Source organism: Actinomycetota bacterium (assembly GCA_030017835.1).
In the GTDB taxonomy this organism is placed as follows: Bacteria; Actinomycetota; Aquicultoria; order UBA3085; family Oleimmundimicrobiaceae; genus Yes70-04.
Genome location: JASEGU010000016.1, coordinates 1 through 24,563, shown reverse-complemented (window position 1 = coordinate 24,563; position 24,563 = coordinate 1). Strand labels below are relative to the sequence as shown.

Annotated in this window: 21 protein-coding genes and 1 tRNA gene; 19 read left to right on the top strand and 3 right to left on the bottom strand. The window is 53.5% G+C overall.

Annotated elements, in window-relative coordinates; genetic code table 11:
• Positions 1–1,118: 1,118 nt before the first annotated feature.
• The 18 genes from mfd (at position 1,119) to QMD53_05070 (ending at position 20,107) form a co-directional block, all read left to right on the top strand.
• Positions 1,119–4,520 carry a transcription-repair coupling factor gene (gene mfd, locus QMD53_05155; protein ID MDI6800039.1) on the top strand — a complete coding sequence of 1,134 codons (3,402 nt, stop codon included), beginning with the start codon at positions 1,119–1,121 and terminating at the stop codon, positions 4,518–4,520.
• A gap of 20 nt (positions 4,521–4,540) precedes the next feature.
• Positions 4,541–5,485 (top strand): peptidylprolyl isomerase, encoded by a 945-nt coding sequence (locus QMD53_05150; GenBank protein MDI6800038.1) that lies wholly within the window; start codon positions 4,541–4,543, stop codon positions 5,483–5,485.
• Between the two features lie 24 nt (positions 5,486–5,509).
• Positions 5,510–6,319 carry a nucleoside triphosphate pyrophosphohydrolase gene (gene mazG, locus QMD53_05145; GenBank protein MDI6800037.1) on the top strand — a complete coding sequence of 270 codons (810 nt, stop codon included), beginning with the start codon at positions 5,510–5,512 and terminating at the stop codon, positions 6,317–6,319.
• A gap of 31 nt (positions 6,320–6,350) precedes the next feature.
• Positions 6,351–7,637 carry a phosphopyruvate hydratase gene (eno, locus tag QMD53_05140; protein MDI6800036.1) on the top strand — a complete coding sequence of 429 codons (1,287 nt, stop codon included), beginning with the start codon at positions 6,351–6,353 and terminating at the stop codon, positions 7,635–7,637.
• 25 nt (positions 7,638–7,662) lie between these two features.
• Positions 7,663–9,072 (top strand): pyruvate kinase, encoded by a 1,410-nt coding sequence (pyk, locus tag QMD53_05135; GenBank protein MDI6800035.1) that lies wholly within the window; start codon positions 7,663–7,665, stop codon positions 9,070–9,072.
• Positions 9,069–9,539 carry a septum formation initiator family protein gene (locus tag QMD53_05130; protein ID MDI6800034.1) on the top strand — a complete coding sequence of 157 codons (471 nt, stop codon included), beginning with the start codon at positions 9,069–9,071 and terminating at the stop codon, positions 9,537–9,539. The genes pyk and QMD53_05130 overlap by 4 nt, the downstream gene beginning before the upstream one ends.
• A 31-nt stretch (positions 9,540–9,570) precedes the next feature.
• Positions 9,571–10,074, top strand: a complete 504-nt coding sequence (locus QMD53_05125) for a DUF501 domain-containing protein (GenBank protein MDI6800033.1) — start codon at positions 9,571–9,573, stop codon at positions 10,072–10,074.
• The gene (locus QMD53_05120; protein ID MDI6800032.1) at positions 10,071–10,994 is read left to right on the top strand and encodes a Ppx/GppA phosphatase family protein; all 924 of its coding nucleotides are present in this window, start codon (positions 10,071–10,073) and stop codon (positions 10,992–10,994) included. The genes QMD53_05125 and QMD53_05120 overlap by 4 nt, the downstream gene beginning before the upstream one ends.
• A gap of 121 nt (positions 10,995–11,115) precedes the next feature.
• Positions 11,116–11,203, top strand: a tRNA-Leu gene (locus QMD53_05115).
• A 190-nt stretch (positions 11,204–11,393) separates the two neighbouring features.
• Positions 11,394–11,702 carry a hypothetical protein gene (locus QMD53_05110; protein MDI6800031.1) on the top strand — a complete coding sequence of 103 codons (309 nt, stop codon included), beginning with the start codon at positions 11,394–11,396 and terminating at the stop codon, positions 11,700–11,702.
• Between the two features lie 2 nt (positions 11,703–11,704).
• Complete coding sequence (locus QMD53_05105; protein ID MDI6800030.1) at positions 11,705–13,684, top strand: V-type ATP synthase subunit I; 1,980 nt, start codon at positions 11,705–11,707, stop codon at positions 13,682–13,684.
• A gap of 66 nt (positions 13,685–13,750) precedes the next feature.
• Complete coding sequence (locus QMD53_05100; GenBank protein ID MDI6800029.1) at positions 13,751–14,248, top strand: V-type ATP synthase subunit K; 498 nt, start codon at positions 13,751–13,753, stop codon at positions 14,246–14,248.
• Between the two features lie 31 nt (positions 14,249–14,279).
• The gene (locus QMD53_05095; GenBank protein MDI6800028.1) at positions 14,280–14,936 is read left to right on the top strand and encodes a V-type ATP synthase subunit E; all 657 of its coding nucleotides are present in this window, start codon (positions 14,280–14,282) and stop codon (positions 14,934–14,936) included.
• A 22-nt stretch (positions 14,937–14,958) separates the two neighbouring features.
• Positions 14,959–15,969, top strand: coding sequence for a V-type ATP synthase subunit C (locus QMD53_05090; protein ID MDI6800027.1), 1,011 nt, complete (start codon positions 14,959–14,961; stop codon positions 15,967–15,969).
• A complete protein-coding gene (locus QMD53_05085; protein ID MDI6800026.1) occupies positions 15,962–16,288 on the top strand; it encodes a V-type ATP synthase subunit F in 327 nt (108 codons plus the stop codon). The genes QMD53_05090 and QMD53_05085 overlap by 8 nt, the downstream gene beginning before the upstream one ends.
• A complete protein-coding gene (locus QMD53_05080; protein MDI6800025.1) occupies positions 16,288–18,048 on the top strand; it encodes a V-type ATP synthase subunit A in 1,761 nt (586 codons plus the stop codon). Before QMD53_05085 ends, QMD53_05080 begins: the two co-directional genes overlap by 1 nt.
• A gap of 1 nt (position 18,049) precedes the next feature.
• Positions 18,050–19,438, top strand: coding sequence for a V-type ATP synthase subunit B (locus QMD53_05075; protein MDI6800024.1), 1,389 nt, complete (start codon positions 18,050–18,052; stop codon positions 19,436–19,438).
• A gap of 45 nt (positions 19,439–19,483) precedes the next feature.
• Entirely contained in the window at positions 19,484–20,107 is a 624-nt protein-coding gene (locus QMD53_05070; GenBank protein ID MDI6800023.1) for a V-type ATP synthase subunit D, read from the top strand.
• Positions 20,108–20,171: 64 nt separating this feature from the next.
• Here the strand turns inward: QMD53_05070 and QMD53_05065 are convergent, their stop codons facing one another.
• From QMD53_05065 to QMD53_05055, 3 genes are all read right to left on the bottom strand, one after another.
• Entirely contained in the window at positions 20,172–21,509 is a 1,338-nt protein-coding gene (locus QMD53_05065; protein MDI6800022.1) for a TldD/PmbA family protein, read from the bottom strand.
• Positions 21,506–22,948 carry a TldD/PmbA family protein gene (locus tag QMD53_05060; GenBank protein MDI6800021.1) on the bottom strand — a complete coding sequence of 481 codons (1,443 nt, stop codon included), beginning with the start codon at positions 22,946–22,948 and terminating at the stop codon, positions 21,506–21,508. The genes QMD53_05065 and QMD53_05060 overlap by 4 nt, the downstream gene beginning before the upstream one ends.
• A gap of 100 nt (positions 22,949–23,048) precedes the next feature.
• On the bottom strand, positions 23,049–23,744 hold the full coding sequence (locus QMD53_05055) for an NlpC/P60 family protein (GenBank protein ID MDI6800020.1): 696 nt from the start codon (positions 23,742–23,744) through the stop codon (positions 23,049–23,051).
• Positions 23,745–24,272: 528 nt separating this feature from the next.
• Between QMD53_05055 and QMD53_05050 the strand changes: the two genes are divergently transcribed.
• The gene (locus QMD53_05050) at positions 24,273–24,506 is read left to right on the top strand and encodes a Uxx-star family glutaredoxin-like (seleno)protein (GenBank protein ID MDI6800019.1); all 234 of its coding nucleotides are present in this window, start codon (positions 24,273–24,275) and stop codon (positions 24,504–24,506) included.
• Positions 24,507–24,563: the final 57 nt, after the last annotated feature.

Below are 24,563 nucleotides of genomic sequence, written 5' to 3'. Positions count from 1 at the left end.
ACCAATCTATTCTGTATCAACTTAGGGTGTCAACTAAAGCGGGTCAACTCCAGTTTTTAGTCCACGGTATACCCTGCGGTCCCTCGAACATTTTAAGCACAGTGACCTCACCCGGCATATCGAATTTTACTTCCCTGCGGGATTCCAACACCCATTGCAGAGACCATACCAAAAATGCCATCAGAATCCCAAGAAAGAAACTGCTAAGCGCGAGTTTGAAGTTCATCGATAGCCGTTGGTTCACCAGCATTCTCTGCTCACCTAACCGCAGGAGACCGTGCCAACAAGGTTGGCAATTCGATCCTCTGCTCAAGTTGTGACAAGGCTCTAGAAGTATATAAAACCCCAGTTGTACTTGGTGGTATAAGCGTCACCATAGAGCGGAGAGTCCCAGACCGAATCCGTACGAGACCGGATCGCCTTGTCGCTCGCTGAGGTCGCCGTGGACGTATACATACGACCGGTATCAAGCGCAGAGGGCCAGCTTTGCGCGTGAACCGATGGTATCCCTGTTTTGCATGCTTGCCGCCATCGTTATACGATGCCTGAATCTGAACGTAGCCGCTCCACTTCGCACCAGCTAATGTCTCCCAACATTTAGCATAATTCATGCCGGCTCCATAAGCCGGGATCACGGTGGCCAAAATAGCCATAACTCCAATGATTAAGAGAATAATCTTTCTTAGCATCAACATACCCCTTCCTTCAAATGGACTTGCGTTTCTGATAAAATAAACTTGCCGCTTCTTGAGATACCCTCTTAAGAGAATTTCTCTTAAGCCCTCATGAAGTGGCTCTTTTATAAACCTTCAACTCAATCACCCCCTTCATCTCCCAAAACTTATTATAAAAGCTTGAATCGTTAGATATTCTATTTCACCAATATCATCCTCTCTCTCTTGCCAAGTATTTTTTTGAAGATTTTTTTATTAATAACCAATTAGAGATTTTAGGTAGATAATAGCAGATAAGATAGAGTAGAATTGATGGCGGAGCAAAGATGACTGCAGAGCCTTTGAGCCTTTCATGATTTTGCCAATATATCGCTTTAATCGCCCCGGTGCAAAAGCATCTGGGCTTGTTCAGGTTTGAGGTGAATTTTTTTGCAGCTCAATTTTTTGCTTAAAGCATTCAAAGAGAGCCAAAGTTATAAGGATCTGATGCTTAGGATTTCTAAAGGCGAAGATTGCGAGGCCCTGGCCCCATCCAATATCTATTCTCTCCCTCTCTCGGCCCTACTTCATGGATTAAAGCGGCCCATCGTCATGATCGTTAGGGACGAGATTGAGGTCGAAAGGGTGGCGGTCGAACTCAAGAACTTCCTCGACCCGGCCCTGGTGGCCACCTTTCCCGATCTTGAAGTACTCCCCTTCGAGCGGGCCGAACCCGACCCGGAGGTCGTAGCAAACAGGCTGAAGGCGCTCGGGTCGCTCTCAAGGAACGAGGGCGTCATCGTGCTCTCCTCGCTAAAAGCCGCCCTTTTTGATATCTCCTACATCATTCCCGCAAGGTTAGGTGCGCTGACGGCAGAAGTTGGACGAGAGGTAGATCTCTACGAATTTTCAGCCTCCCTCTGTGGGCTGGGATATGAGAGGCGGCCCAAGGTGGAGGGGAGGGGAGAGCTTAGCGTGCGCGGCGGGATCGTCGACATCTTTCCTCCCGACATGCCCGAGCCCATCCGCCTGGAGTTCTATTCCGACATGATTGAGTCGATAAGAAGTTTCGACCTTGCCAGTCAGCGCTCAATCGACGAGCTTAAGTCCGTCGCAATATATCCCTGCTCCGAATTTATAATTGATGAAGATCTAGAGAAGATCACAGAAAGGCTCAAATCACTGAGAGAGCAGCCAGCCTGGCTCAAAGAGGACATCGCCCGCCTTGAGAGTGGGACTTCATTTCCCGGCGCCTCGGCCTATGGGCGCCTTCTAGCCGAGAGGCCGCGGTGCCTTACCGGTTTCATGCCCAAGGGTTCCCTTCTCATCCTGGGCGATCGAGAAATCCTTGCGGCTAAGGCCAAGGTCTTGAGCTCAAAGGCAGATGATTTTACTCAAGGCGAGCTCGGTCGTCTCATCACAGCTCTTACGGGCCACCCGCCTTTTTTGAGCTTTGACGTCCTCCTTGAAGGGGTCAAGGGGACGCTAAGCCTCTCGCCCGGCCTGGGCCACAGGGGAGCCATCGAGTTCTCCTCGAAGAGGATAGACCCCCTCCTTGGCGACATGGATAAGTTTAAAGATTTTTTGATGAGCGAGGATGGCCTGAAGGTCATCGTGCTAAGGAGCCGCGGCCAGCTCGAGCGGATGGCCGAAATAATCGCGGGCTTTGGTCTGGAGTATTCCAGGGAATTTAGCTCCCTTTCGAGCCGGCTCCCTCTCCTGATCGAGGCCGATTTTGGCGAGGGCTTCGGTCTCACCGATCCTAAGTTGAGGCTCATCTGTGAATCCGACATCTTCGTCAAGGTGCGCCCTCTAAGGCGGGACAAACAGACGGCCACATGCGAGAGCCCCATAACCCTTGCCGAGATGGAGGCGGGCGATAAGGTCGTCCATAGAAACCAGGGCATCGGCATCTTTGTGGGGCTGACCAGAAAGGAGGCCCTCGGCATAAGGCGCGAGTATATCCTTTTAGAGTATAAAGATGGAGATCGCCTCTACGTTCCCCTCGAGCAGATCGGTCTCATCAGCAAATATATCGGAGCCGAAGGGGAGGGGGCCTCTCTCTCCAAGCTCGGGATGAAGGACTGGGCGAGAGCCAAAGCTAAGGTCAAGAGGTCGGTCAAGAAGCTCGCCTTCGATCTCTTATCGCTCCACGCCTACCGGATGGAGGTTTTTGGCCATAGTTTTTCCAAAGATTCCCCCTGGCAGGCAGAGATGGAAGAGACATTTCCCTTTGCCGAAACGGCCGATCAGATCGGGGCGATAGGGGATGTGAAGATAGACATGGAGAAGGGGCGGCCGATGGACCGTTTGGTCTGCGGCGACGTCGGCTACGGCAAGACGGAGGTGGCCCTTAGAGCTGCCTTCAAGGCTGCTCTTGACGGCAAACAGGTCCTGGTTCTGGTTCCGACGACCATCCTTGCCAACCAGCACTTTCTAACCTTCAAGGAGCGCTTTGCCCCCTATCCGGTCAGGATCGAACTCCTCAGCCGTTTCAGAAAGAGGGATGATGAGAAGAGGGTGCTTTTGGAGCTCGAAGCGGGTCTTGTCGATGTCGTCATCGGGACCCATCGGCTTCTCCAGAAGGATGTCGTCTTCAAGGATTTGGGGCTCGTCATCATCGATGAGGAGCAGCGCTTCGGGGTGGCCAACAAGGAGCACTTCAAGAACTTAAGGAAGAACGTTGACGTCTTGACCATGAGCGCAACCCCCATCCCCCGGACCCTTCAGATGTCTTTGAGCGGGGTGAGGGATCTTTCGGTCATCAACACCCCGCCCGAAGACCGCTTTCCTATAGCGACCAAGGTCGTACCCTACGATGAGGAGCTGATCCGCTCGGCCGTCCGGCGCGAGCTTAGCCGGGGTGGCCAGATCTTTTATGTTCACAACCGGGTTATGACCATCAATGCGGCGGCCGAGCGGCTAAGAGGGCTCATTCCCGAGGCCAAGATCGCCATCGCTCACGGCCAGATGGATGAACGCGAGCTGGAAAAGGTGATGGACTCCTTCTTAAAAGGAGAGCAGGATATACTGTTATGTACGACCATAATCGAGTCGGGCATAGATATCCCAAGGGCCAACACCATCATCGTAGAGATGGCCGAGCGGCTGGGCCTTGCCCAGATGTATCAGCTAAGGGGCAGGGTCGGTCGTTCCCATCATCTCGCCTACGCCTACTTTCTCTCTTCGGGGGAGCTCGCCTGCGAGGACGCCCAAAAGCGCTTAAAGGCGATGGCCGACTTTACCGAGCTTGGCTCGGGAATAAAGATTGCCCTGCGCGATCTTGAGATCCGAGGGGCTGGAAGCATCCTCGGAGCCGAACAGCACGGCCAGATGGAGGCCGTCGGCTTCGAACTCTACAACCAGCTGCTCAAAGAGGCGGTCTTGGAGCTGAAAGGCGAAGAGTTGCCCAAAGATGCCTCCACCTTGAGCATAGACTTGCCCATAGAGGCGATAATCCCAGCTGACTATATCGAAGATGAGGGGCTGCGTATTGACGCCTACCGCTCCATAGCTTTGGCGATGAGGAGGGAGGATCTGCCCAAGGTGGAGGCGGCCCTAAGGGATAGGTTCGGCCGCTTTGGTGAGCCGGTAAGAAATCTTTTGGATCTGGCCGAGATAAGGCTTTTGGCCATGGAGGCCAGTCTTGACGGCCTGTCATACGATGGAAGGAGGCTCAAGCTGGCCGGGGTCGAGCTCGGCCGAGATGGGGTTAAGGCATTGAGCGGGCTTGGCGGGTCAGGGCCTAAGCTGGATTATCGGCCCGCCTCAAAGACGCTCTTTTTTACCATCGGCAGACTCGATGGGACAGAGCTCTTATCTTTCGTAAAGAAGCTGCTTGATGATATAATAAAAAATCGCAAATGATCAGGAATGGAGGAGTTGATTTGAAGAGATCTCTGATTTTGATGTTTTTAGCGGCCAGTCTCATCTTAAGCGGTTGTGGACCCGAGGTGGTCGCCACTGTCAATGGTAAGAAGATACTTGCGACTGATTTAAACCGGCGCTTTGAGATCATAAAGCTGCAGAATCAGGCGGGCGGAGCCGAACTTACGGACGAAGAAGCTGGGAAGCTTAAAGAGGATATCTTAGATAGCCTGATAGACGAGACGCTTCTGATCGCCTATGCGGCCGCCGAGAATATTGGTGCGACATCAGAGGAGGTCTCATCCAAACTAGATGAAGTCAAGAAGAGCTTTGCCAGCGAGGGGGATTTTTTGAGCAAGCTCAAGGAGAACGGCTTGACCTTAGAGTTTTTGGGTGAGGAGATCAGAAAGTCCCTCATTTACGAAAAGGTCTTCCCCAAGGTGACGGAGGGTTTTGAGCTGAGCGAGGATGATTTCAACTCGGCCATCGAAGAGGCCCAGACCAAGCACATCTTGCTCGATGACGAGAAGACCGCCAAAGAGGTCTTGGATAAACTGAAGGCAGGCGGCGATTTTGCGGCTCTGGCCGGCGAGTACTCCAAAGATCAGGGCTCGGCTGCAAATGGCGGGGATATCGGATGGGCTTCCCGCTATGGTCTGGTCAAGGAGTACGGCGACGTCGCCTTCAGCCAAGATCTTAACGTCATCAGCGAGCCCACTCAGAGCCGGTTTGGCTGGCACATCATAGTAACCTTGGGCAAGAGGGCTCCCACGCTCTCCGGGCAAGAGGAGGCGGCCCTGAGGTCCGAGGTGACCGAGGTCAAAAAGGGAGAGGAATTTGAAGAGTGGCTGAAAGAACTGAGAGAAGAGGCCGATATTAAAATAAATAGAAAGGCCGATGTCGAGCTCGATGAAGAGAGCGATGTCGAATCCAACGAAAAGATCGATAATAAATCGAATAAATAGATATGACGGCCTTGGATTCAACGATTGAAGGAGAATGTGGCGGCCCAAAGCGAAGCGATGGATTTGGATCATAAGCTGAGTCGGCTTGCCCAGCTTATAGCCGAGCTTAGAGGCGAGGGCGGCTGTCCCTGGGACAGGGAGCAGACTCACGAAAGCTTGACCCCTCACCTGATAGAAGAGGCGTATGAGGTGCTGGACGCGATAGAGCTGGGAGACGATCTTCACCTAAAGGAGGAGCTTGGCGACATCCTTCTCCAAGTAGTCCTCCATGCCCAGATAGCCAAAGAGGAGGGGTGCTTTTCACTCGTTGACGTCATCTCCTCCATCCATGAGAAGATAGTCCGCCGTCATCCCCACGTCTTTCTGACCGAGGGGGCCGAAGATAAGGCCGAGGCCCTGAAGGGCTGGCAGGCCATCAAGGAGAGCGAGGGCAAGGGTCCGCTCGGTGGGATATCGCCCGCCCTTCCGGCCCTCATCTTCTCGGCCAAGGTCCAGGTGGCGGCGGCAAGGGTCGGCTTTGATTGGCCAAATACGGGCGGGGTGATCGACAAGCTCTACGAAGAGATGGGTGAGCTCAAAGCGGATATCATGAGCGATAAGGCCGAAGATGAGCTTGGCGACATATTATTTACGGCGGTAAACTTGGCTCGCCACATCAAGGCCGATCCGGAAATCGCCCTAAGGCGGGCGGCCGAAAGATTCAAGCGTCGCTTTGTCTGGATGCTGGATGAGGCCGCCCGCAAGGGACTTGACTTTGAGGCCATCTCCTCGGGTGAGAAGGAGAGATTTTGGTCACTTGCCAAAGAGGCCGAAATAGATGATGAGTTGGTTTAAGTAAAGACCCCTTAATCGGATTGGAGGCTTTATGACCGGCATTACAAAGATTTTAGCAAGGGAGATTTTGGACTCTCGGGCCAATCCCACTGTCGAGGTAGAGGTCCGCCTTGCAGGCGGCGGCTGGGGCAGGGCGGCCGTCCCGTCGGGCGCTTCCACAGGCGCCTTCGAAGCGGTGGAGCTTAGAGACGGCGACAAATCTAGATACCTCGGCAAAGGGGTCGAAAAGGCGGTCAAGACCGTCAATGAGCTCATCGCCAAGGAACTGATAGGCTTGGACGCCTTCGATCAGCGGGCGCTAGATGCTCGTCTCATCGAGTTGGACGGGACCGAAAATAAGGCAAAGCTTGGGGCCAACGCGATTTTGGGCGTCTCGCTCGCGGCGGCAAAGGCTGTGGCCAACACCTTCAGCTTTCCCCTCTACCGCTACCTTGGCGGCCCTGACGCCCACACCCTGCCCGTTCCCATGATGAACATCCTAAACGGCGGAAAACACGCCGACAACAACGTCGATATTCAGGAATTTATGGTCATGCCGGTTGGAGCGGCCTCCTTCAAAGAGGCCCTTCGGATGGGGGCCGAGGTATTCCACTCTTTGAAGGGTGTCCTCCACGCCAAGGGTCACAGCACGGCCGTCGGCGACGAGGGCGGCTTTGCCCCCAATCTCTCTTCCAACGAGGAGGCCTTAAGAGTCATCATAGAAGCTATAGAGGCGGCCGGCTACAAACCGGGAAGCGAAGTATTCATCGCCCTCGATCCGGCCTCGACCGAGTTCTTCAAGGATGGCAAATACCTCCTTGAGGGCGAGGGAAGGAGCTTGACTCCAGCCGAGATGGTCGAGTTTTATGCCGATTGGGTCGATAAATATCCCATAATCTCGATAGAGGACGGCATGGCCGAAGAGGACTGGGACGGCTGGCGGGCCTTGACCGAGCGCCTGGGCGAAAAGATTCAATTGATCGGAGACGATCTCTTCGTGACCAACGTAAAGCGCCTGGCCAAGGGGATCGAGCTTGGAGTGGCCAACTCTATCTTGGTCAAGCTGAACCAGATAGGCAGCCTTACCGAAACCCTTAGCGTTATCGAGATGGCCAAACGGGCCGGCTATACGGCCGTCATCTCGCACAGGAGCGGCGAGACCGAGGATACCACCATCGCCGATGTGGCCGTAGCCACCAATGCCGGTCAGATAAAGACCGGGGCCCCATCCAGGACCGATAGGGTCTGTAAGTATAATCAACTTTTAAGGATCGAGTCGGATCTTGGCGAGATGGCCGTCTATCCCAAGGATAAGGCCTTCTATAACGTCAAGCGCTAGATAATCTGCATAAAGTGGAGGTTAGATGCGGCGGACCAAGATAGTCTGCACCATAGGGCCGGCCAGCGAGGGTAGAGAGGTCCTCAAGGGGATGATTGAGGCGGGCATGAACGTGGCTAGGCTAAACCTCTCTCACGGCGCCCACAGGGGGCATCTAGAGAACATCACAAATTTGAGAGCGCTCTCCAAGGAGATGGGCCACCCGATCGGAATCATCATGGACCTCTCCGGCCCTAAGATCAGGGTGGGCGAGGTCAAAGAGGGCGTCGTCTTAAAGGAGGGCGCAAGGTTCACCTTGACCACCGAAGATATCTTAGGCGACGGCGAGCGGGCCTCCATAAGCTACAAGGGTTTCCCCAAAGATGTTGAGGCTGGCAGCCTAGTCCTCATAAACGATGGCCTAATTGAGCTCAAGGTGGAGAAGGTCCAAGGCAAAGAGGTCGTCTGTGAAGTTATAGATGGCGGCGAGCTCTCTTCCCACAAGGGGGTCAACCTGCCCGACTCCTCAGTCAGCATCGATTCGGTCACCGAAAAGGACTTGGCCGATCTCAAATTCGGCCTTGAACACTCCCCAGACTGGGTGGCCATGTCTTTCGTCCGCAGCCCAGGCGATATAAAAGGACTAAGGGCCCTGATGGCCGAGATGGGACATCAGGTTCCGATAATCGCAAAGATCGAAAAGCATGAGGCGGCCAGGGCCATCGAGGCGATAGTCGATGAGGCCGACGGGATAATGGTTGCCAGAGGCGATCTTGGGGTCGAGATGCCCCCCGAAGACGTACCTCTACTCCAGAAAGGGATAATCAACCTTGCAGCCCGAAAGGGTAAACCGGTCATAACCGCAACTCAAATGTTAAATTCCATGATTGACAACCTCCGGCCGACCAGGGCTGAGGTGAGCGATGTGGCCAATGCCATCTTGGATGAGACCGACGCCGTAATGCTCTCGGGCGAGACGGCCGTCGGCTCCTATCCCGTCGAGTCGGTCAAGATGATGAAGCGCATAATCGAGAAGACTGAGAGCTCGATAGATTACGATGACAAGGTAAGCGGCAAAAAGGCCTGGGCCAAGGATAGCTCCACTGATTCGATAAGTTACGCCGCCTGCGGTCTTGCGGCCGGCTTGGGAGCCGATGCCATAGTTACCCCGACCCAGTCGGGCGCGACGGCCCTGCGCATTTCAAAATACCGGCCGGCCGAACCGATAATTGCGGCCACTCCAAATGAACGGGTCTTGGGGAGGCTTGCCGTCTCCTTTGGGGTCATTCCCCTACTCGTGGGCTTAAGCAAGGATACCGACGGCATGATCTCCATCTCGGTCGCCGAGGCCAAGAGGTCAGGCCTTCTCAAAGAGGGTGACGTCGTGGTCATCACGGCCGGGGTCATCGTCAACACACCCGGAACGACGAATCTGATAAAGGTGCATGAGGTATGACGGGCAGACATTCTGGCAATACGGCGGCCAAAAAGAGGGCTGCGTCCAGAGAGGCTCCTTCCAAACGGCCTCTCAAAAGGAGAAGAAAGCGCTTTATCGACCTTGGCACCCTGATGTATCTTGCACTCATCTCGATTACCATCATGCTCCTCTACAGGCCAATCGCAACCATGCTGACCACCAAGAGCCGGGTCCCAGAGCTTAAAAAGGAGATTGTCGACCTTCAGAAACAGAACGAGCTCTTAGAAGAGGAGGTCGACTCCTTGAAGACCGATGAAGGGGTGGAGCTTTTGGCCAGAGAGGACCTCGGTCTGGTCAAGCCGGGGGAGGAGTCCTTTGTAGTTGTGGTGGAAGAGGAGGGAGCGGCCTTAGGCGAGATGGAAGCCGAACCCGATGGGGAAGCAAAAGAGGATTCGATATGGCAGAAGATAAAGAATTTTCTGGTAAGTCTCTCGGAGGCGGTATAGAATAGAGGATTTTTTCACTCATTCCACTCCTTTGAGCGGGCGGGACCAGGCAATCATTGAAAGACAGATCGGACGCAAGGTGCGTGGCGCCATAAAGGTCGCAAAGCGCTGCCGGTTCGATTATCCCCAAGTCATCATAAACTCTCCCATTTTAGAAGATGGAACCCCTTTTCCAACGGTACTCTGGCTCAGTTGTCCTCTTCTCAAAAGATTGGTCTCGCGCTTGGAGGTGAGCGGCTGGGTCAAGGCGCTTCAAGAAAGACTGAAAGATGATAAGGATCTCAGAGATGAGCTAAGTTCCGCCCATGATGATTACCGCAGTCTGAGCCGGAGCTTAATCGATAAGGAGAAGGATATGCATAAGGGCGATATGAACCTTGGAATCTGCGGCGTCAAGGATATGGGAAGCGTGAAATGTCTTCATGGCCATTACGCCCACTACTTGGCGACGGGAAAGAATCCCATCGGCCGCATGGTCGATGGCTGGGTCGCCTTCGACGATGACTGTTCCTACTGCGATAGGTGGCAAGAGTGATCCTTGCTGCTATCGATATTGGGACCAACTCGACCCGCCTCTTGATAGCCGATTATGGCGACGGCGCATTCAAGACCATCGAGAAGCTGACCGAGATAACCAGGCTGGGCGAGGGGGTTGACGAGAGGAGAGTCCTGCTCAAAGAGGCCATGGAGCGGACGGCCCAAGTGGTCATAAGCTTTGCCGAGCGGGCCAGACTAAAGGGGGCCTCAGAGACCTTGGTCATCGCAACGAGCGCCGTTCGAGACGCCAAAAACTCCAAGGAGTTTAAGGAGATGATCCTTAAAAGGTCCGGCCTTAAGCTTAAGGTCCTCTCGGGTCAAGAAGAGGCAGCGGCCGCCTTTAGCGGAGCCACTTCGGCCGGGGGAGACCAAGAGAAAAGCCTCGTCATCGATATCGGAGGAGGAAGCACCGAGCTGATCTTCGGCCGACGGGGAGAAGCGGTAAGGGCAGAGAGCTTCGATTTTGGCAGCGTCCGTTTGACCGAGATGTTTTTAAAGAGCGATCCACCGCTAGAAAGCGAACTTCATGCCATGGTTGACTACGTAAATCTCCTGGCTAAAGAACTCTTCGAAGAGGCCAAGTCTTGGACGAGCTATCTTGCCATCGGAGTTGCCGGGACCATCACAACCATCTCCTCCATCTCGCTCAAGATGGAAAGGTATGATCCGAGCCTGATAGACGGCCATGTTCTAACCCAAAAGGAAACCGAAAGGATATTCAAGCTTCTCTCAAAAATGCCGATAAAAGAGAGAAAGGGCCTGGTCGGCCTGGATCCGAAAAGGGCGGACATAATAGTTGCCGGGGCGGCTATATTGTGTGAGCTCATGAAGGGGCTCTGTTTAAGCGAACTTGTGGTGAGCGAGCGGGATATCTTGGATGGGATAATAATATCGATGAGCGGGAGCATCTTAGATTAGACATTTACCAAACCTATCGATTGATATTACTAATGCTCATATCCCTAGTCATTATATTTTCTTGAACTAAAGCCCCCCCTTTGCTATATTAGTAAAGTTTTAGCGATGCCTTAAAACCGACGCCCGAGTGGCGGAACAGGCAGACGCACCGGACTTAAAATCCGTTGCCCCTTGTGGGCGTGTCGGTTCGACTCCGACCTCGGGCACCAAGCACTAATTGTAAAAATTTTCACGAAATTTTACCGATTTCCATTGCGCTTGTAATTAGTTTAGTAGTAGATTTATGAATATTTGCTTTTAACCGGATGCGAACTGGTGTTTTAGCTGGGGTTATCGTTATCAATTCTTTAGCGATCAATCTGATTTCGTTCTTTAGTCAAGAGGAAAGGTGAGTCAAAGTTGGCCGAAAAATTAAAAGCGATACTGGAAGTGGAAGAGAAGGCCAGAGTCATAATCGAGGAGGCCAAAAAAGAGGCCGAGGCCATTATGGTTAAAGCAAAGAAAGAAGGGCAAGATATAATAAAGGCAGCCGTCGAAGAGACTCAAGCGGAGGCAGAGTCGATCTACAAAAAATTGATCGAAGAGGCCAAGGCCAAGGCGGCTGATTTTAAAGAGAAAGCAGAAAAAGAAGGGGCGGGCCTAGCTGCTCTCTCCAAAGAAAGATTGGATGATTCGATAAAGGTAGTGACCGAGGAGTTGGTCGGTTAAAAATGGCCGTTCTAAAGGTCAAGAAGGTTCACTTAATTGCTCATGATTCGATCAAGGAAGAACTCTTAAAGACCCTTCAGAAGAAGGGTTTGATACATGTCATAGATCTGAAAGAAGACATATCTCTCTTCGAGGCGGGTCAGGGCATCAAGAGCTTTGAGCCCGATCATTCGAACGTCGATATAACCCTATCCAAAGTCAATTTCGTCCTCGACTTCATCGCTGGCTTTGAGGAGAAGAAGACGGGCATGATGGCCTCCCTCTCACAAGAGAAGGTTACAGTCGGCTTTGATCAGTTTGAGAGCATAAAGGACGAGGTCGATCTGGATGCCACTTATGAGAAGGCCCACTCCTTTAGCGAGCAGTTTGCCTCCATCGATGCCGAGATCGGCAAGCTCAGGGCCTTGCGGGCCGAGCTTGCTCCCTGGTCACCCCTGGATTTGGACCTCAAATCGCTCGGAGAGACCGATAGCGCCGTCGTCTCCATCGGAACGGTCCCACTCTCATCCTTAGATAAACTCCAGGCCGAACTGATCGAAAGCATCTTGGAAGCCTCTTTTGAGGTTATCGATAAGGCGTCTCAAGTCTATTACGTATTTCTGGTCTATTTGAAGGATAAGGCCATGGGGGCCGCCCAGCTTTTGGGCAATTACGGCTTTCAACCGGTTGTCTTTGCCGATGTGGAGGGCACGGCCACCGAGGCCATGGCTTCCGTGGATGCCAAGATCGTGGGGCTGACCGCCGATAGGGAATCCTTGAGCGATAGGGCCAAGAAGATGCTCTCGGTCAAGGACGATTTTCTAGTCCTAAAGACCTACCTTATGAGCGTCAGAGATAGGGCGGAAGTTCAAGGCAACTTCGCCAAGACGGAGAAGGTCTTCATGCTCGAGGGCTGGGTATTGGAGGAGAATGTTTCTCAGTTCAGCGATATTGTCTCCGGGCTCACCAGCGACGCCGATATAACATTCGACGATCCGGGCGAAGATGATGAACCGCCGGTTATTCTAAGGAACAAGAAGTGGCTAGCTCCCTTCGAGGTGGTGACCAAGTTATATGGCAACCCCAAATACGGCGAGATAGACCCCACCCCTTTCCTGGCCCCGTTCTTCATTATCTTCTTTGGCATGGCCATGGGCGACGTTGGCTACGGCATCATCCTCACAGCCGCTTGCCTATATCTTAAGAAGAAATTGAATGTCAGCGATAAGGTCAAGAGCTTCCTTATCCTCTTTGCTTACGGCGGGGTAACCACCACCATCGCCGGCGTTTTGACCGGCAGCTACTTCACCATGGAGGCCAAATATCTGCCCGCTTTCGTGCGGAGCCTGATCATCATAGATCCATTGGCCGATCCGGTGACCCTTCTGGTCTTCTGTCTCTTCTTCGGCATCATCCACATCTTCTTCGGGGTGCTGTTGGAGATGGCCGATGCCATCAAGACCCAAGCCGGTATCGATGCCATCATGGCCGAGCCATCCAAACTGGTCTTTCTTACGGGCGCCATCATCCTGGTGATCCAGATGATCTCTCAGGGCACCCTGGCCGCCAGCGTCCTTCAGGTGGGCAAGTGGCTCTTCATTTTAGGGGCCTTGGCCCTGATCTGGTTCACAGGGGCCGGAGCGAGGAATATATTCACCCGCATCGGCGGCGGCCTCTTCAACCTCTATGGCATGAGCGCCTTCATTGGCGATATCATTTCTTATTCGCGCCTGATGGCTCTGGGGCTGGCCACCTTCTTAATCGGTTGGGGTATCAACATCATCGGCGAGATTGCCCGCGGCATTCCCCTTGTCGGCGTGGTAATCATGGTGGGCATCTTGGTCGGAGGTCACATCTTCAACCTGGTCATCAACCTGATAGGTTCATTCGTTCACCCGGCCCGTCTTCAATACGTCGAGTTCTTCAGCAAGTTCTTTGAGGGCGGAGGCGACGATTTTAATCCCTTCAGCATAAAGGCCAAGGAAGTAGTCTTAAAGAAATAGTCGGAAGTCTTTTGATATAGATTTGTGGTATGTACGATTCTCAATGAAAGGAGGCGAAAGGTTTAAATGGCTCAAGACACTTTTATGTACCTAAATGGTTACCAGTGGGCATTCTTGGCGGCCGCTTTCTCGGTAATCGGAGGTGGCATCGGTTCCTGCATGGGCATCGCTTCCGCCGCCAAGGTGGCAGCCGGCGTCATGTCCGAGGATCCCAGCAAATTCGGCGGACTTCTTGTTCTCTGTATCTTGCCGGGCACCCAGGGCATTTACGGTTTCATCACCGCCCTTCTGGTCGTCATCTTCTTTAAGCTTCTTGGTGGTGAAGGAGCAGCTATAGGCGCTACTCAGGGCTTTAGAGTCTTCCTTGCTTGCATGCCCGTAGCGGTCGTCTGCTGGCTCTCGGCTGTCTATCAGGGACTCGTTTCCGCCGCCGGCGCAGCCATGGTTGGCAAGAGAGGAGAGACCGTCGGTCAGGGCATGATCTTTGCCGCTCTGGTCGAGACCTATGCGGTTCTCTCTCTGGTCGTAACCCTCTTCTTGCTCATGATAGCTAGGAACGGTTAAGTCGGTAACCTTTGAGAACAGGGTGTGTTAAATGGCACTAGAGGATATTATCAATCGAATAATAAATGATGCAAAAGAGGTGGCCGATGATATCAGGGCGGAGGCCAAAGCTGAAGCCGAGCGCATAAGAGCGGCCGCCAAGGCTGAGGCCGAGGCCAAAAAGTCGGCCATGATCGTGGGCGCCAAAGCCGAGGCGGAAAGAGAGTCCAAAAGGCTCCTTTCGCTGGCCCGCTTGGAGGCCAAGAACGCGGTTTTGGCCAAGAAGAGGTCGATGATAGACTCGGTCTTCACGGGAGCCCTTTCCAAGATCCAATCCCTTTCCAAAGGCGAGTACGAGGATCTGATTAAGAAGATGGTCCTCGGGGTCTCACTCGGAGGCGATGAGGAACTGATCCTCTCCTCCCCGGATAGGGAGAAGTTGGGAGAGGGCTTCATCAAGGACATAAATACCGCCTTGAAGGGTCAGGGTAAAAAGGCTGAGTTAAAGCTCTCCAAGGAGAGCCGCGAGACTCGGGGAGGTTTCATCCTAAAGAGCGGCAAAATTGAGACGAACAGCACCTTCCCGGTTATCGTCGAGATGCTTAGAGAGAGTCTGGAGCCGAAAATAATCGGCATCCTATTTGGTCATCATGATTCCGCTCCCCTCTCGCCTCATTACGGCAAGAGGGCGGAAGATAGTCAAATTTAATTCTCAAGGAGTGAGAGCTGAGTTGTATAGCGTTTTAACCGATCCGATGAAATACGGATTTGCCGTAGGCAGGGTCAAAGTTCGCGAGACGAAGATGCTCGGCGCCAATCGGCTGGATAAATTGATCGGCGCGGCGGACTTTGCTGATCAGAAGCGAATCTTGGCCGAAACCGACTATGGCAGCTTCCTTTCCGAGGCGACCACTCCTGAGGATGTTGAAAAGGGACTAGAGGAGTATCTGACGAGTCTCTACCGGTTTTTGTCCGAGGTTGATCTGGGTAGCAACGTCCTATCCTACTTCAGGGCCAAGTATGATTTTCAGAATCTAAAAATGATGCTCAAAGAGAGCTGCGGCGACAAAAGTGCCACCCATCTCTGGATGGACCTTGGGGCCTTGAAGCTGGAGGAGGTCAAAAGCGTTATGGCCCGCGGCAGCTTCGAAGACCTGGAAGAGCCCTATGGCTCGGCGGTCAGGGAGGCCAAGGAGAGATTTGACGAGACCGGTGACTATCAACAGATAAACGTGATTCTCGATAAGGCCTTCTTTGGGCACCTCCTTGCGGCGGCTAAGTCAACATACAACGGCTTCTTCATAGATTTTGTCAGGATGTCGATAGATCTGGTCAATCTGAAAGTTTTCTTGAGGGCCAAAAATTTAAAGAGGGAGACCGCTTTCTTCGCCTCTTCGCTTGTCGAGGGCGGTTTCATCGACAAGGGATTGCTCATTTTGCTCTACAATGAGCCTCCCGAGGCCTTGGCCAAACAAATCAGGAACCAGCCCTACTACGAGGTGGTTAAGGAGTCCATCTCAGCCGGCGGGTTTGACTTGAGCCTCTTCGACAAGCGGGCCGACGATCTTCTGGTCGCCCATCTTCAGAAGGCCAAGTTTATGCCGATTGGGCTGGAGGCTCTGATTAGCTACATCATCGCCAAGGAGAACGAGGTAAAGGATCTGAGGTTGGTCTTAATCGGCAAGCAAAATGGCTTGCCCCCTCAAATGATAAAAGAAAGAGTTCGTGTTCAATATGTCTAAAACAGCTGTGATAGGGGATAGGACTTCCGTGCTCGGCTTTCAGGCCTTGGGTTTTGAGGCCTATCCGGTCGCCGATCCCAAAGAGGCCAGAGACCTCTGGCCGAAGGTTAAAGAGAAGAACTATACCATAATAATGGTTACCGAAGAGGTCTACCATGAGATAGAAGATTTGGCGCTCGAATGCGGCAATCAATTTACGCCGGCCGTGCTCATAATCCCTCCCGCCAAGGGAGGAGAAGAGCTGGGCCACGAGCGCATCAAGAAGATCGTTGAGAAGGCTATAGGCATAGATATATTTAGCGAAGAAGGGAAGAGCTGATGGAGCAGGGGATAATAAGTAAGGTATCCGGTCCTCTGGTGGTTGCAGAGGGTTTGACGGATTCCAAGATGTATGACCTGGTTAGAGTGGGAAATGAAGGCTTAATGGGCGAGATTATCGAGATCAGGGGGGAGACCGCCTCTATCCAAGTCTACGAAGAGACCATCGGGCTTGGACCGGGTGATCCCGTCTATGCTACCGGAGAGGCCTTGAGCGTTGAGCTCGGGCCGGGCCTCCTTGAATCGATCTATGATGGCGTTCAAAGACCCATCGATGTAATCCGCGAACAAGTCGGTGACTTCATAGCCAGAGGTGTTAAGGCTCCCGGCTTGAACAGGGAGAAGAAATGGGATTTCAAGGCGGTGGCGACCGTTGGCGCTGAGGTCAGCGAGGGCGACGTGCTGGGGACCGTCCAGGAGACCCCGATCATTGAGCACAAGATAATGGTACCGCCCGGAGTTAAGGGCAAGATAAAGAAGATATCCTCCGGCAGCTTTGTCGTCGAGGATACGGTGGCTACTTTGGAGGTCGGCGGCAAGGAGATGGCCATCACCATGCTCCAACGCTGGCCGGTCAGAAAGGGCCGTCCATTCAAGGATAAGCTTCCTCCGACCACCCCGCTCATCACCGGCCAAAGGGTGGTGGATACCTTCTTCCCAGTCGCCAAGGGCGGAACGGCCTGCGTGCCTGGTCCCTTCGGGTCGGGTAAGACGGTTATCCAGCACCAGTTCGCCAAGTGGGCCGATGCCCAGATAATCATCTTCATCGGCTGCGGCGAGCGTGGAAACGAGATGACGGATGTTCTCATGGAGTTCCCCGAGCTCAAAGATCCATATTCGGGCGAGCCCCTGATGAAGAGGACCGTCCTCATCGCCAATACGTCCAACATGCCGGTTGCGGCCCGTGAGGCTTCCGTCTATACCGGTATAACCATAGGAGAATATTTCAGGGATATGGGTTACAGCGTCGCTCTCCAGGCCGACTCGACCTCCCGTTGGGCCGAGGCCCTGCGCGAGATCTCGGGCCGCTTGGAAGAGATGCCCGGTGAAGAGGGCTACCCCGCTTACCTGGGCACCAGAGCCGCCGCCTTCTACGAGAGGGCCGGCAAGACCGTCTGCTTGGGAAGCGATGGTCGGGAAGGGAGCCTGACGGTCGTTGGGGCTGTTTCGCCTCCCGGCGGCGACCTCTCCGAGCCGGTAACTCAGAATACCTTGCGCGTCGTCAAGGTCTTTTGGGGCCTTGAAGATAAATTGGCCTACCAGAGGCATTTTCCCTCGATCAACTGGCTCCAGAGCTATTCGCTCTACATGGAGGAGACTGAGGATTACTGGACCAAAGAGATCGATCCGGAATTTAAGGATCTCAGGGCCGAGGCCATGGCCATTCTGCAGAGGGAATTCGAACTCAGCGAAATCGTGCGCCTAGTCGGTATCGAGGCACTTTCACTGGGTGAGAGGATCCTGATGGAGACGGCCAGATCGATTCGGGAGGACTTCCTGCAGCAGAACGCCTTCCATGAGGTCGATACCTTTAGCTCGCTTAAGAAACAGTTCTTGATGCTAAAAGCGATAATGCACTTCCACCACGAGGCGATCGAGGCCGTCAAGGCCGGGGTTCCGACCAAGGATATTCTGGATGCCCCCGTGCGTGAAAGGATAGCCAGATCCAAATTCTTGACTGAGGAAGAGATGGATAAATTGAACGAGATAATCGACGTCATCGGAGCTCAGTTCAAAGCGGCAGCAAAGGGAGGAGAATAATATGCCAAAAGAGTATATGACCATCCGAGACGTCATCGGACCCCTTCTGCTCGTCGAGAACGTTGAGGATGTCAAGTACGGTGAGCTGGTTGAGATTCAGTTTCCCGACGGCAGCATGGGCCGGGGCAACGTACTTGAGGTGACCAAGGACACCGCACTGGTCCAATCATTTGAGGGAACCCGTGGCGTCAACACCACTCAGACCAAGATCAGGTTCACCGGAAAGGCCATGGAGGTCGGTCTGTCCAGGGATATTCTGGGCCGAGTCTTCGACGGTCTGGGCCGTTCCATCGATGATGGTCCTGAAATTATCCCGGAGAAACGTCTATCTATCTACGGCGATCCGATAAACCCGTATGCCCGTGACTATCCAGAGGACTTTATTCAGACCGGCATCTCTTCAATCGACGGTCTAAATCCCCTCGTCAAAGGGCAGAAGCTTCCGATATTTTCCGGCTCTGGTCTTCCTCACCCCAAACTTGCCGCCCAGATCGCTAGGCAGAGCCAGGTCTTGGGCAAAGACGAGGAGTTTGCCGTCGTCTTCTGCGCTATGGGCATCACCTTTGAAGAAGCGGAGTATTTCATCAGCGGGTTCAAGAGGACCGCGGCCATCGAAAAGGCCGTCCTCTACGTCAACTTGGCCGACGATCCGGCCGTCGAGCGTATCGCGGCTCCCCGCGTCGCCTTGACCGCAGCCGAATATCTGGCTTATGACTTGGATCTGCACGTGCTCGTCATCTTGACCGACATGACCTACTATTGCGAGGCCCTGCGCGAAGTCTCAGCCGCTCGTAAAGAGGTCCCCGGGCGCCGCGGCTATCCGGGCTACCTCTATACCGACCTTGCTACCATCTATGAGAGGGCGGGTAGAATCAAGGGCAAGAAGGGTTCGGTTACCCAAATCCCGATCCTTTCCATGCCCGAAGATGACAAGACCCACCCCATACCCGACCTTACCGGTTACATCACCGAGGGTCAGATCATCTTAAGTCGCGATCTGCATAGGCGCGGCATCTATCCTCCGATCGATGTTCTGCCTTCGCTCTCGCGTCTTAAAGAGAAGGGGATCGGACCGGGTAAGACCCGCGAAGATCACTCCGGTATCTCCAACCAGCTCTTTGCGGCCTATGCCCGCGGTAAAGAGGCCAAAGAACTCGCCGTCATCTTGGGCGAGGCGGCTCTCTCCGATATAGATAAGAAGTTTGCCAGATTTTCAGAGGAGTTCGAGCAGCGCTTCATCCAGCAGGGAGAATTTGAGAACCGCACCATTCAAGAGACCTTGGATCTGGGCTGGGAGCTCGTTTCTCACCTACCAAAGGCCGAACTCAAAAGGGTGCGCGAAGAACACATCGAGAAGTATATGGCCAAATTCGTTAAAGAGACGGTTTAAACGTTTAAGCTGTCTCTTTCGAAATTATGGAGGCTTGTAATTTAAATGGCTGAACTTAAGATAAATCCAAATAGGATGGAGCTCTTAAAGCTCAGAAAGCGTCTTGCGGTGGCCAAGAGGGGGCACAAGCTCCTCAAAGACAAGCTTGATGAGCTGATGAAGCAGTTCTTGGAGTTGGTCCGCAAAAACAGGGAGATGAGAAAGGATATCGAGGCTGATTTGGCCAGAGCCTATCAAGTCTTCGCCATTGCCAGATCGGAATCTTCGGCTGAAATCATCGAGGAGGCCTTGATAGCGCCCCAGATGAGCACCACGATAGAGGTGACCGAGAAGAACCTCATGGGCGTCAAAGTGCCGGAATTTACTGTGGAACAGGAAGGGACCTTCGATTGCTACGGTCTCTCGACCACGCCAGCCGTGCTCGACAAAGCCCTCTTTGCTTTGAACGATACGCTTCCCGCACTGGTCAAGCTCTCGGCCAACGAAAAGGCGGTCGAGCTTGTAGCGGCCGAGATCGAGAAGACGAGGCGCCGGGTCAACGCCCTTGAGCACGTCCTTATCCCTCAGATAAACAAGACCATCGTCTACATCAATATGAAGCTGGACGAGGCCGAGCGTGAAAATAGGACGCGCCTAATGAAGATCAAAGAGATGGTCTCTCAAGCTTGAATAAGATATTTTACCTAAAGATGCCCTTGTCTAAGACCGATATTTAGAGTTAACCCTTTGTGGGCTAGAATTCGGTCTTGCCGGTGAAGTTGAAGTCCTCAACCACTAGGCTTGGGGCCGTGCAGCAGCCTAAAAACGTCTCTTTGAGCTCTGTCTCGGCCGAGATGGAGGATACGTTTGACAGGGCTTCCAAAATGCTCTGGGTGAACCTCAAGTTTTTGATGCCCTGTTTTATCTGACCGTCCTCGACCAGGAAGGTGCCGTCTCTGGTCATTCCGGTCATGATGGTCTTTAAGGGGTCTTCGATGTTGGTGTAGTGAAATCTGGTGACAAGGATGGCCCTTTTGGCCCGAGATATCATCTCGGCAAAAGAGCTATCGCCCCCTTCTAGAAAGAGGTTTTGGGCCTGGGGTCCGTAAGGATTGGGAGCGGGCAGGCCATGGCCGGTCGATGAGACACCGTCTTTTGTGGCGGTATACGAATCATAGACCAGGCCGCTTGCCACCCCTTTGTCTATCAGGACGACCCTCTTCTTTGGGACCCCCTCATAATCGAAGGGTAGACCAAGCGTCTTATCGTCCAAGGCATCGTCGTAGACGGTGACGTTTGGCCCAACTATCCGCTTGCCCATCCTATCATTCAAAAAGCTTCTCTTCTCTTGAAAGCTTAGGGCGCCAAAGCCACAGAAGGCGAGGTGGGAAATCATGTCGGCCACTGCGGCCGGTTCCAAGATTACCGTATATCTGCCCGGAGCAAGCTCGGCCGGATCCTGACTCAGCCAGGCCTTCTGCGCGGCCTGATCGGCGAGGCGCCCGGGGCTCAGTTCTTCTGCGGCGAATCCGTAAGCATCGGCATAGCCGGAACTGCTCTTGGAGGTGAACACCGTGCTGATCTTAGCATCGGTCAGGCTTGCCGTTTTAATGAGGCCCAAGGAGTTGGCCACGGCAATCTTTGCTTCCTGAACCGCGAAGGCGCCCGCCGCAACCAGAGAGCTCTCTTTGGCCCTCTCCACCATCAACTTGACTCCCTCGGCCCGCTCAAAGGGGGAGAATGCGGCCGTCCTTGCCGAGAAGGGGGCGCTCCCTGTGTGAGCGAGAGGAGCGGGCAGAGTGAGGAAGCCCGGGTCTTTCGGGCTGATCTTTGCCATCTTATTGGCCGCCTCTACCAGGCGGCCAATCGAATCCTCGCTGAGGTCGTTGGTCGAGGCCGAGCCCGTCTGTCCCACCACGATCGCCCTTATCGAGAGCCGCACCCCCTCTTCGTTCATATTCTGATGGATCCTATTATTTGCGAATCTGGTCAAAGAGGAGCTGCCCGCAAAGAGGAGGGCTTCCGTCTGGTCCGCTTTAGACAATCTCATGATGAAATCGAATATCTTCTCGATCGAGGAGTCGGCTATCATTTGCCCACCCCGATTTCGATATCCTTGAATCTGGCCGGTGAGGCGCCATGCCCGGTCTCGATGACCTGCATCGGTTCACCCTTGCCGCAGTTGGGCGTGGCCCAGATCAACCAGGAGCTATTATCTGTAATCGCATCGCAAGATCCCCAGAAAAAGGGGGTTTTGCCGGTATAGTTGGGATTCTTGAGCATCTCGGTTAGCCGGCCGTTCTCTATCCGCCAGGCGATCTCGGTGGCGAATTGAAAGTTGAGCCGTTTGTCGTCTATGCTCCAGCTTCTGTTGGTATCCATCAGGATGCCATCCTTGGTGTCGCCTATCAGCTCATCCAAGCTCGTCTCACCGGGCAGGAGGCTCACGTTGGTCATCCTGATGAGAGGGGCGCGGCTCCAGCCGTCGGCCCGCATCGAGCCGTTTGGCTTTTGGCCTAGGGCGGCCGCCGTCTCGCGCGAGTTGAGATAGCCGGTGAACAGGCCCTCCTTGACGAGATCAAAGCGGGAGGCTCTAACCCCCTCATCATCGTAGCCGAAGGTGCCAAGGCCCCGCTCGGCCGTGGCGTCGGCCACGATATTAACCAGGGGAGAGCCGACCTTATATTTTCCCAGTTTGTCTGGGGTTAAGAAGCTCATCCCGGCAAAACTGGCCTCGGTGCCCAGGGCCCTGTCGAGTTCGGCCGGATGGCCAATCGACTCGTGTATCTGCAGGGCCAGCTGGGATCCGCCCAGGATGAGATCGGTCCTTGTGGAGGGGCACTCCTTGGCGGCAAGGAGGGCCACAGCCTCTTTGGCCAGGCGCTCGGCATTATCTTCGAAGGCCAAGGCATCCACCAGCTCGTAGCCCCCGGTTATGAATTGGCCGCCGTGTGAGTTGGGATAGGACCTTATCTGCATCTCGCCGCCTCCGATGGCGATCGCCTCCATTCCGGCTCCGCTCATCATGATGGTCTGCTCGATGAAGGCCCCCTCGCTGCTGGCAAAGATCTGTTCTTTGCGGACAAATCTTAGAGAGGCCGAGGCGATATTTATCCCCGCAAAGCCCCTGATCCTTTCATTCAGACCCAAGAGGGTCTCAAGTTTATTTTCCAAGGCGATATCGAAGGGATCGACTTTGAAGGGGGTCCGGTATTCGGCTACCTTGGGTTCGATATCGGCCAGGATGACATCATCGCCCTTGACCAGGGCGCTGGCTTTGGCTATCTCGACCGATAGCCTGGCCATCTCGATGACCTTTTCGGGCTTGAGCTCATAACTTGCGGCAAAACCGAAGGAGCCGTTGAATAGCGACCTTATCCCAAAACCCTGGTCGAAGGAGTCCCCGATCACTTCGATGTTTCCGTTCTTGACCGATAGGGCTTCTTTTCTCACCCTTACCAGGCGAATATCGACGTAAGACGCTCCGCCTTTTTTGGCCGTATCTAGCGCAAGCTCCGCGAGTTCCTTCAAGTAAGCTCCTAATAAATAGTTGATAAAGCTTTCAGGCGCCAAAGAGGGATAAAGATTTCTATCCCGATCTCATCTGGAAGCTGGAGTTGCCACCTGGAGGCTATATATAACGGCGGGCTCCGGCGTAGTCAGTCCGCTCGGCAAGCGGGGTGATTCTGACCACGTCGCCCGTCCTGGGGGCGTGGATGAAGTTGCCATCGCCGACGTAGATGCCAACGTGATGAATTGGGCTTCCAAAGAAGACGGCATCTCCCGGAGCAAGGTTCTCTTTTGCCACGGCCGTGCCCAACCTAAACTGAGAGCCGCTGTAATGGGGGAGATTTACGCCGTGAACGGAAAAAACGCATTTTAAAAGGCCGGAACAATCGACGCCGCGTGTGCTTTCTCCGCCCCAGACGTAGGGGATTCCAAGATACTTGAGGGCCGTTGCCACCAGGGTTCCGGCCTTGGCATGGACGCTCTGCTTTATCTTTGCGATCAGGCGGGCCTGCTCGGCCGCTTTTCTGGCTGCCTCCTTACGCAAGAGCTCCTTTAGCTCACTGCTTAGGCTATTTAGGCGCTTCTGCTTGAGTTCCAACATCCATTCGGTCTCACGCTTTTTGGCCTCTATCTCGTCCTTTATCTTTATTGCCTCAAGGTTTGCCTTCCCCAGTTCCTCTTCGATTGCGGCTACCTCTTCCTTTTCAGCCTCGAGCTTTAATAGGAGCTCACCATCTTGCTCGCTGATGAGTTTCAAGAGTTCGAGCCGGGTCAAGAGGTCGCTGAAATCCTCTGTATTCAAGATGACCTCAAGCATCTGGACGTCACCATTCTTATAGATATTGGCGATTCGCTTGTTTAGGATCTCCTGTTGGGCCGCGGTCTTCTTTTCCGCTTCGGCCAGATCTAGCCTGGCCTGATTCAGCCTCTTCTGGGTATCCTCCAGTTTGATGCGGGCAAAGTTGTACTCTTCGACAGTTATCTCCAGATCGCGGTCGAGTTTTTCGAGTTCGTTTTCGATATTTTTAAGTTCGGCTTTTTTGGAGTTGATCTGCTGGTTGTAAGGGGGGGGCGGCCACTGCCGGAAGGGCGTGCTGAAACAAAAGGGCGTGTAAAAAAACTATAACAAAGAGTTTTTTAATTCCCGTAAGTCTATTCACCTTGAATTATATTCTACCTCAAATCATCAAAAAATACTAGTCAAACTTGCGACATATCTATAAAATGTCCATTTTTCTGCCGATATAGGGTTTATCGTAATATTTCGGATGCCGGTTTAGCCATTATATCTGATATAATATTTTTCAAAAAAACCGGTACTATTCTTTATAGAGGGAGGTGCGTTATGGCTGAGAAGGTTAAGGTATATTCCACCCCGACTTGCCCCTATTGCGTGCAGGTAAAGGAGTATTTGAAGACGAGGGGCATAGAGTTTGAGGACTTCGGTGTCGCAAGCGATGCTGATGCCAGGTCTGAAATGGTCGAGAAAAGCGGTCAGATGGGGGTTCCCGTCATCGTTGTGGGCGATGAGATAGTGGTCGGCTTCGACCGGTCCAGACTGGACACGCTCATCACTTAAGCTGTTACAGCAAAATGATAATGTCCGCTTTCAGCAATGTTAAAATGTCCTCTTTCA